7 protein-coding genes and 1 pseudogene are annotated in these 9,346 nt (G+C 59.8%); all 8 read left to right on the top strand.

The annotated features are described in order from the left end of the window. Positions 1–79: 79 nt before the first annotated feature. Positions 80–1,432, top strand: coding sequence for a TolC family outer membrane protein (locus ACEN8R_RS23435; RefSeq protein WP_018929411.1), 1,353 nt, complete (start codon positions 80–82; stop codon positions 1,430–1,432). Between the two features lie 39 nt (positions 1,433–1,471). Then, entirely contained in the window at positions 1,472–3,628 is a 2,157-nt protein-coding gene (locus tag ACEN8R_RS23430; RefSeq protein ID WP_018929410.1) for a type I secretion system permease/ATPase, read from the top strand. Next, a complete protein-coding gene (locus ACEN8R_RS23425; protein WP_018929409.1) occupies positions 3,618–4,985 on the top strand; it encodes an HlyD family type I secretion periplasmic adaptor subunit in 1,368 nt (455 codons plus the stop codon). Before ACEN8R_RS23430 ends, ACEN8R_RS23425 begins: the two co-directional genes overlap by 11 nt. Positions 4,986–5,276: 291 nt before the next feature. After that, the gene (locus tag ACEN8R_RS23420; RefSeq protein ID WP_018929408.1) at positions 5,277–6,188 is read left to right on the top strand and encodes a TauD/TfdA dioxygenase family protein; all 912 of its coding nucleotides are present in this window, start codon (positions 5,277–5,279) and stop codon (positions 6,186–6,188) included. Between the two features lie 15 nt (positions 6,189–6,203). Beyond that, positions 6,204–7,229 (top strand): ABC transporter substrate-binding protein, encoded by a 1,026-nt coding sequence (locus ACEN8R_RS23415; RefSeq protein WP_018929407.1) that lies wholly within the window; start codon positions 6,204–6,206, stop codon positions 7,227–7,229. Between the two features lie 5 nt (positions 7,230–7,234). Then, a complete protein-coding gene (locus ACEN8R_RS23410) occupies positions 7,235–8,095 on the top strand; it encodes an ABC transporter ATP-binding protein (protein WP_495624389.1) in 861 nt (286 codons plus the stop codon). A 20-nt stretch (positions 8,096–8,115) separates the two neighbouring features. Continuing rightward, on the top strand, positions 8,116–8,982 hold the full coding sequence (locus ACEN8R_RS23405) for an ABC transporter permease (RefSeq protein WP_028939519.1): 867 nt from the start codon (positions 8,116–8,118) through the stop codon (positions 8,980–8,982). A gap of 110 nt (positions 8,983–9,092) precedes the next feature. Further along, positions 9,093–9,254, top strand: a pseudogene (locus ACEN8R_RS23400) (efflux transporter outer membrane subunit); the annotation flags it as partial. Positions 9,255–9,346 lie beyond the last annotated feature (92 nt).

The raw sequence follows: 9,346 nt of genomic DNA, 5'->3' as shown, positions 1-9,346 counted from the left end.
GTCATTCCGGTTGCCACCATGCGATGCAGCGCCATGTTCTGCAGTGATTCAAGACAAGAAGTCCCGGGAAATTCCAACTATGCGTTTGCACCTGTTCAAGGTTCTACCCTTCGCCTTTGCCGCCAGCGTTGTTCAGGCGCAAACCCTTCCGCAGGCCATGCAACAGGCACTGGATGTCCATCCGGAAATCCAGGCAGGGGTCAATAGTCGGCTGGCCGCGGATTATCAATTAAAGGCTGCAAAAGGTGGATACCTGCCACGGGTCGATCTGCTGGGCGGTTATGGTCGCGAAGGCACCGACAGTGTCTCCACCCGTGCCGCTGGCGGCAGCAACCACTGGGAAACGCTGAACCGGAGCGAGTCAAGTTTACGTCTGTCACAGATGGTTTTTGACGGTTTTGCGACGTCCAGCGAAGTGGGGCGTCAACAAGCCACCGTTAATTCCCGTGCTTATTCCTTGATGGGCACCTCGGAACGCACCGCGTTGACCGTCGCTCAGGTTTATCTCGATGTGCTGACCCGCCGCGAATTCGTGCGCCTGGCCGAAGACAACCTGAAAAACCACGAACGGATTTTTGACCAGATCAAATTGCGCACCCAGCGCGGCGTGGGCAGCGGCGCCGATCTCGATCAGGCCGAAGCACGCATGGCCCAGGCCCGCAACAACCTGATCACCGAGCAGACCAACCTGGCAGACGCCCAGACCAACTTCCTCAGTGCCGTCGGCCAAATGCCCGATCAACTGGAGCGGCCTGCCGATTTTATGGCGCTGTTGCCAGCCAACCTGAATGAAGCCCGGGCGCAGATGCTGGAAAACAGCCCGATCCTGCGTTCCGCCGAATCGGATATCGCTGCTGCCGAGAAACAGTACGAAGCCGCCAAGTCGAGCTTCTACCCGCGCTTCGATGCCGAACTGGGTCGCACCGCCGACAACGACCTCGATGGTCAGAACGGTCACAACAACGAATGGCAGGCCATGCTGCGCATGCGCTTCAATTTGTTTGCCGGTGGCAGCAACAAGGCCGATCTGGAATCCAAGTCCTACCTGTCGAACCAGGCGCTGGATATTCGCAACAACGCCCTGCGTGTGTTGAATGAAGAACTGGGCCTGGCCTGGAATGCCCTGAACAACGCCAACGCCCAGGTGCCGATCGCCCAGCAATATGTCGATCGCAGCGCCAGCGTGCGCGGCGCGTATCAGAAGCAATTCAGCCTCGGCGAACGGACGCTGCTTGACTTGCTCGACAGTGAAAACGAGCTGTTCACCGCTTCCCGTCGGCTGGTCGAGATCAAAAACATTCAGTTATTTACTCAGTACCGAATCAAGGCGACCATGGGCGAATTGCTCAAAAGTCAGGGCGTGGTCGCACCGTTGGCATCCGTTGTGCAGAATGACGTGAAGCCCAAGGTCCAGCTGCCTGGGATGAATTGAGTCCTGCCCCATTTCAACTGTTAGCCAAGAGTGTCGAGCGTGGAATCAGAAGTCAGTCGAGTGCAACTCATTCATGATCCACGCGCGCTGCATGACGATCCGTTACTGGACGGCCTGCTAGCCCTCTGCACGTTGCACCAGAAGCCGGCCAGCGCGGCGATGCTGACCACCGGCCTGCCGTTGCCCAAACAGCGCTTGAGCGTCGAACTGCTGCCTCGTGCGGCTGCTCGTGCCGGGCTGCAAGGGCGGGTGCTGCAACGCAAGCTGGAGCAGATTCCAGCGATCGCCATGCCGGCGCTGTTGCTGCTCAAGGACGGACGCAGTGCGGTGCTGCTCGGCTGGCACGGTGAAGACCAGGCCCGCTTGCTGCTCAGTGAAAGCGATGGTGGCGAAGTCTGCGTCAGTCGTGAACTGCTCGCCGACGACTACAGCGGCAAAGTGTTCTTCGCCCAACCCCAGCACAAATTCGACGTCAATCACGGCACGCTGATCCCGCGCGCGCGTTCGTGGTTTCGCGACACCCTCAAGCGTTCGCGCTGGCTGTACGTCGACGCCATCGCTGCCAGTCTGCTGATCAATATCATCGCCATGGCCGCGCCGCTGTTCGTGATGAATGTCTACGACCGCGTGGTGCCGAACCAGGCCGAATCGACCCTTTGGGTGCTGGCCATCGGCATCACCGGCGCTTATGTGTTCGACCTGATTCTCAAGAGCCTGCGCAGTCTGTGCCTGGACCTGGCCGGCAAGAAAACCGACCTGATCATTTCAGCGACGCTGTTTGAGCGCATCGTCGGCATGGCCATGAAGTACCGTCCGGCGCGGGTCGGCAGCTTTGCCCAGAACATCCATGAATTTCAGAGCCTGCGCGACTTCCTTGCGTCGCTGACCCTCACCAGCCTGATCGACCTGCCGTTTACGCTGTTGATCTTCCTGGTCATCGCGATCCTCGGCGGGCATCTGGTGTGGATTCCGGTGCTGGCGTTCCCGATTGCGCTGCTGATCGGTTATGCCTTGCAGAAGCCGCTGGTGGCGACCATGGAGCGAACCATGGCCCTGGGCGCCGAGCGCCAGTCGAGCCTGATCGAAACCCTCGCCGGTCTTGATGCGGTCAAGGTCAACAACGCTGAAAGCGAACGCCAGTATCAGTGGGAACAGACTATCGGCACCCTCAGCCGCCTTGAGCTGCGGGTGAAAATGCTGTCTGGTCTGGCGATGAACATCACCTTGCTGATTCAGCAATTGGCCGGGGTGATCATGATCGTCTTCGGCGTGTACCAGATCATTGCCGGCAACCTGAGCATGGGCGGTTTGATCGCCTGTTACATGCTCAGCGGTCGCGCCCTCAGCCCGCTGGCCTCGCTGTCCGGTCTGCTGACCCGCTACCAGCAAGCCCGCGTGACCATGACCTCGGTCGATCAGATGATGGAGTTGCCTCAGGAGCGCAATTTCGACGAGCGCCCGCTGAGCCGCAAGGTCCTGCAAGGCGCCATTGAATGCCGTCAGCTGACCTTCACCTATCCGAATCAACAGAACCCCGCGCTGAAGGGCATCAACCTGATCATCAAGCCGGGCGAGAAGATCGGCATCATCGGTCGCAGCGGCTCGGGCAAAAGCTCCCTGGCCAAACTGCTGGTGGGCCTCTATCAGCCGGACGACGGCGCGTTGCTGGTGGATGGTGTGGATATCCGCCAGATCGACGTTAGCGAACTGCGCCACAATATTGGCTACGTGCCCCAGGACATCCAATTGCTCGCCGGTACGTTGCGCGACAACCTGGTGTCGGGCGCGCGCTATGTCGAAGACGAATTGGTGCTGCAAGCCGCGGAACTGGCTGGTGTCCACGAGTTCGCCCGCCTGCACCCGCAAGGTTATGAGCTGCAAGTCGGTGAGCGTGGGCAGAACCTGTCCGGCGGTCAGCGCCAGAACGTGGCCCTGGCCCGAGCGCTGCTGCTCAACCCGCCGATCCTGTTGCTGGACGAACCCACCAGCGCCATGGACAACACTGGCGAAGAGCGCCTGAAACAACGCCTCGCTGCCGTGGTGGAAAACAAGACCGTGGTGCTGGTGACGCACCGGGCCTCGCTGTTGTCGCTGGTGGATCGCCTGCTGGTGATCGACCGCGGGCAGATTCTCGCCGATGGCCCGAAAGCCGCCGTGATGGAAGCGTTGAAAAAGGGGCAGATCAGTGTTGCTTAAGTCCGGGGTCAAAGAATCCATCCGCCGCTACTTCAAAGGCTCCGCGTCGCTGCAAGGCCAGCCCCTTCCCGAGGTCAACAAAGCGCTGATCGAGGACGCCCCGCGCGTGGTGCGGTTGACGATCTGGGCGATCATCGGCTTCTTCGTGTTCCTGATGCTGTGGGCCAATTTTGCGGTGATCGATGAAGTCACCAAGGGCGACGGCAAGGCGATTCCGTCGTCGAAGATCCAGAAAATCCAGAACCTTGAGGGTGGCATCGTTTCCGAGCTGTTCGTCAAGGAAGGGCAAATCGTCGAGGCTGGCGCGCCGCTGATACGTCTGGACGACACACGGTTTGCCTCCAATGTTGGCGAAACCGAGGCCGATCGGCTGTCGATGCTGTTGCGCGTGGAGCGCTTGAGCGCCGAGGTCGATGACCGTCCGTTGAATTTCCCCGCCGATGTGCTCAAAGCCGTGCCTGGCCAGGCTGCCAGCGAAGAATCGTTGTACGTCAGCCGTCGTCAGCAACTGCACGATGAGATCGGTGGCTTGCAGGAGCAGTTGATCCAGAAGCAACAGGAGCTGCGCGAGTTCACCTCCAAACAGGCCCAGTACCGCAGCGGTCTGGCCTTGCAGCGTCAGGAAATCGCCATGTCCGAGCCGTTGGTGGCTCAGGGCGCGGTATCCCCGGTTGAGGTATTGCGACTCAAGCGTGCCGAGGTCGAAACCCGCGGCCAATTGGACGCCACCACCCTGGCGATCCCTCGCGCCGAATCGGCGATCAAGGAAGTTCAGCGCAAGATCGACGAGACTCGCGGCAAATTCCGCAGTGAAGCCTTGACTCAACTCAACGAAGCGCGCACCGATCTGAACAAGGCCCAGGCTACCGGCAAAGCGCTGGAAGACCGGGTCAGCCGAACGCTGGTGACATCGCCGGTACGGGGCATCGTCAACAAGTTGCTGGTGAACACCATCGGTGGCGTGATCCAGCCGGGCAGCGACCTGGTGGAAATCGTGCCGCTGGACGACACCTTGCTGGTGGAAGCCAAGATTCGCCCGCAAGACATCGCCTTCCTGCATCCGGGGCAAGACGCCACGGTGAAGTTCACGGCTTACGACTACACCATTTATGGCGGGCTGAAAGCCAAGCTGGAGCAGATCGGTGCCGACACCATCACCGACGAAGACAAGAAGACCACGTACTACATCATCAAACTGCGCACCGAGCGCAGCCACCTCGGGACGGATGAAAAGCCGTTGCTGATCATTCCTGGAATGGTGGCGTCGGTGGATATCATTACTGGCAAGAAGACCATACTGAGTTATTTGCTCAAGCCGATTATCCGGGCTCGCGCCGAGGCGTTGCACGAGCGGTAGTTTTCGGGTGAGGCTGATGGCCTCTTCGCGGGCAAGCCTCGCTCCTACAGGACGCGGGGCTTCTGTAGGAGCGAGGCTTGCCCGCGAAAGCGTCCTCAAAGACACCACACTTCAAAAGCCATATCGTTATTCGCTAACGGTATTTAAATTTAAATTCTTATACCTATAAAGTCACTTCCCTGCGTACCTGCCGACCAATCGGCGCGCCGCACGACACGAACCAACACGGGACCTCCGTGAGTTTCTGATCGACGCGCGCCCTTGAGCGCGCCGTGCGTGGGAGTGATTTTTATGCCAGCTGTCTCTTTTTCCCCAAAGCCTGAGCCAACAAGCGCCGCCACCCTCGCGTCGCAAGCCTTCGAAATCCGCCCGTTCAGCGGTGCCGTCGGTGCCGAAATCATCGGCCTGGATTTGTCCCGCCCAATCAATGACCAGGACTTCTCCCGAATCCACCGTGCGCACCTGGATCATCATGTGGTGGTGTTCCGCGACCAGCGCATAACCCCCGAACAGCAGATCGCCTTCAGCCGCCGTTTCGGCGTGTTGCAGATCCACGTGCTCAAGCAATTCCTGCTGGCCGGGCATCCGGAAATCCTCATCGTTTCCAACATCATCGAAAACGGCCAATCCATCGGCCTCGGTGATGCCGGCAAGTTCTGGCACTCCGATCTCTCTTATAAAGAACTGCCGAGCCTGGGCTCGATGCTGCATGCCCAGGAGCTGCCCTCCGAAGGCGGCGACACGCTGTTCGCCGACATGCACAAAGCCTGGGACAGCTTGCCCGAGGCGCTTCGTAAAGCCGTCGAAGGTCGTTCGGCCGCGCATTCCTACACGGCGCGCTACAGCGAGAGCAAATTCGAGGGCAACTGGCGTCCGACCCTGACGCCGGAGCAACTGGCTCAGGTCGCTGAAGTTGTTCATCCGATCGTCCGCACCCACCCGGAAAACGGTCGCAAGGCGTTGTTCGTCAGCGAGGGCTTCACCACCCGCATCGTCGGTTTGCCGGAAGACGAGAGCAAACAATTGCTCGACGAGCTCTACGCCCACAGCGTGTTGCCGCAAAACATTTACCGCCATCAATGGCAGGCCCACGACCTGGTGTTCTGGGACAACCGCTCGCTGATTCACCTCGCCGCCGGATGCCCCAGCCATCTGCGCCGCAAGTTGTATCGCACCACCATCCAGGGCGACGCGCCTTTCTGATTTCGGAGAACCCTCATGTCCAAACGTCTTCCATTTGCACCGTTGGCCGCCGCTATCGGCCTGGGTTTCAGCCTGCTCGCCGGCAGCCTGTTGGCGCCGACCGTGGCCCACGCCGAGGGTGAAATTCGTATCGCCGAACAATTCGGCATCGTTTATCTGCTGCTCAACGTGGTGCGCGATCAGAACCTGATCGAGAAATACGGCAAGCAGGAAGGCATCGACATCAAGGTCGACTGGACCCAGCTCTCCGGCGGCTCGGCGGTCAACGATGCGTTGCTCTCCGGCTCCATCGACATTGCCGGCGCTGGCGTCGGGCCGCTGCTGACCATCTGGGACCGCACTCACGGCAAACAGAACGTCAAGGCCGTGGCTTCCCTGGGCAACTTCCCTTACTACCTGGTGAGTAATAATCCGAAGGTCAAAACCATCGCTGACTTCACCGAAAAGGACCGCATTGCGGTGCCGGCGGTCGGGGTGTCGGTGCAGTCGCGCTTCCTGCAATACGCAGCGGCCAAGCAATGGGGCGACAAAGAGTTCAATCGCCTCGACAAGTACACCATCGCCGTTCCGCACCCGGATGCCACTGCGGCACTGATCGCTGGCGGCACCGAGTTGACCGGGCACTTCTCCAACCCGCCCTTCCAGGATCAGGCGCTGGAAAACCCCAGCGTGCACGTGGTGCTGAACACCTATGACCTGCTCGGCCCGAACTCGCCGACCGTGTTGTTCGCCACCGAGAAATTCCGCAACGAGAACCCGAAAACCTATAAAGCCTTCATCGCGGCGCTGACCGAAGCGGCCGAGTTTGCGCAGAACGATAAAGGCGCGGCGGCCGACACATACATCCGTGTCACCAAGGCAAAAATCGACCGTGCGGCATTGCTGAAAATCATCGACAACCCGCAGTTCGAATTTACCGTCACGCCGAAAAACACTTACCCGCTGGCCGAGTTCCTCTACCGCGTCGGCGCGATCAAAAACAAACCGGATTCGTGGAAGGATTACTTCTTCCAGGATGCCAAGCCGCTGCAAGGGAGCTGATCGACATGAACGCCCCCTTGCAAGGCCACACGGCCAGCAATCCGATCGCGGCCGCGCAAGCGCTGCTGTCGGTCGACCAGGTCAGCCTGGAATACCGCACGCCTGCGCGTGTGGTTCGAGCGACCCATCAGGTCAGTTTCGAGATCGATCCGGCGGACCGCTTTGTGTTGCTCGGTCCGTCCGGCTGCGGAAAATCGACGTTGCTCAAGGCGGTCGCCGGGTTCATCCCGCCCTGTGAGGGCGAGATTCGCCTGCAAGGCCAGCGGGTCGATGCGCCGGGGCCGGACCGGATCGTGGTGTTCCAGGAGTTCGATCAGCTGCCGCCGTGGAAAACCGTCAAACAGAACGTGATGTTTCCGCTGCTCGCTTCCAAAACCCTCAAGCGTAAAGAGGCTGAAGAGCGGGCGCTGCACTATCTGGACAAGGTCGGTCTGGCGGCGTTTGCCGATGCCTATCCGCATACCCTGTCTGGCGGCATGAAAGCTCGGGTGGCGATTGCCCGGGCGTTGGCGATGCAACCAAAAATCCTGTTGATGGATGAACCCTTCGCCGCCCTCGATGCGCTGACCCGGCGCAAGATGCAGGAAGAGTTGCTGCTGCTCTGGGAAGAGGTGCGTTTCACGCTGCTGTTCGTTACTCACTCCATCGAAGAGGCGTTGGTGGTGGGTAATCGGATTCTGCTGCTGTCGCCTCATCCGGGGCGGGTACGAGCCGAAGTCCACAGCCATCAATACGATTTGCACAGCCTCGGGGGGGTGGCGTTCCAGGAATCGGCACGGCGGATTCATCGGCTGTTGTTCGATGAAGGCCAGTCCCCGGAAACCGCCTGTGAGCTGGATTTCGCCGATATTCGCATCGCTTATTGAGCCATTGAGAGGAGTGCCCGATGAGCCCGCTATCATCCGCGCGTAAAGAGTACGAAACCGTTTTGCAGCCGCTGACGAGCGTCCCGCTGGAGCGTGAGTTAGCCCTCGGTCAGCGTCTCTGGCAACAGGGCTGGTTGCGTAAAAGCCTGATCCTGATTGTGCTCGCGCTGCTCTGGGAAGCCGTTGCCCGTTACCAGAATAACGACCTGCTGCTGCCAGGCTTTCTGCAAACCGCCAGCGCGCTGTACGACGGCCTGCTCAGCGGTGAGTTGTTGGGCAAGGTGTGGATTTCGCTGGTGGTGTTGTTGAAGGGCTACCTGATCGGGATTGTGCTGGCGTTTGCGCTGACCACGTTGGCGGTGTCGACACAATTGGGTCGCGATCTGCTGAGCACGCTGACCTCGATGTTCAACCCGTTGCCGGCCATCGCCCTGTTACCGCTGGCGCTGCTGTGGTTCGGGCTGGGGCAGAACAGCCTGATTTTTGTACTGGTGCATTCGGTGCTCTGGGCGTTGGCGTTGAACACCTACGCCGGGTTTCTTGGCGTTTCGGAAACCCTGCGCATGGCCGGGCGCAATTACGGCCTCAAGGGCATGCGTTTCGTATTGTTCATCCTGATCCCGGCCGCGTTGCCGTCGATCCTCGCCGGGTTGAAAATCGGCTGGGCTTTCGCCTGGCGCACATTGATCGCCGCCGAATTGGTATTCGGCGCTACCAGCGGCAAGGGTGGGTTGGGGTGGTACATCTTCCAGAACCGTAATGAGCTGTACACCGACAAGGTGTTTGCCGGGTTGGCGGTGGTAATCCTGATCGGTTTGCTGGTGGAGAATCTGGTGTTTGATACGTTGGAGCGGGTGACGGTGAAGCGTTGGGGGATGCAGCGCTGAGTTTTGCGGTGTCTGATCTGGCCCCTTCGCGGGCTTGCCCGCGATGGCGGCAGACCTGCCAATACATCAGTCAGAAGGATGTTTGCTAGCATTGCGTCTGAATCAATCCAGATCAGATCAACATCCTCACCGTGCAAGGCGAATTGCTGGCGACCCAGCAGCAGTGGGTCGAAAGCTCGACCGGGGTGTCGTTGGCGATGGTGGGGTTGTACAAGGCGTTGGGTGGGGAATGGGAGTCGGTGTATCCGGTGGCGGAGATGGCGCAGCGTTGATATGGATGATTTGTAAGGAAATTAATACCTATCCGCCAACGCGCGCTCCAACCAATGATGGCCATCCGCTTGACGCGTTCCCCCGCTGTCGT

It is taken from the genome of Pseudomonas sp. Pseusp15 (assembly GCF_059492165.1).
This window is presented reverse-complemented; position numbering and strand designations above follow the sequence as displayed.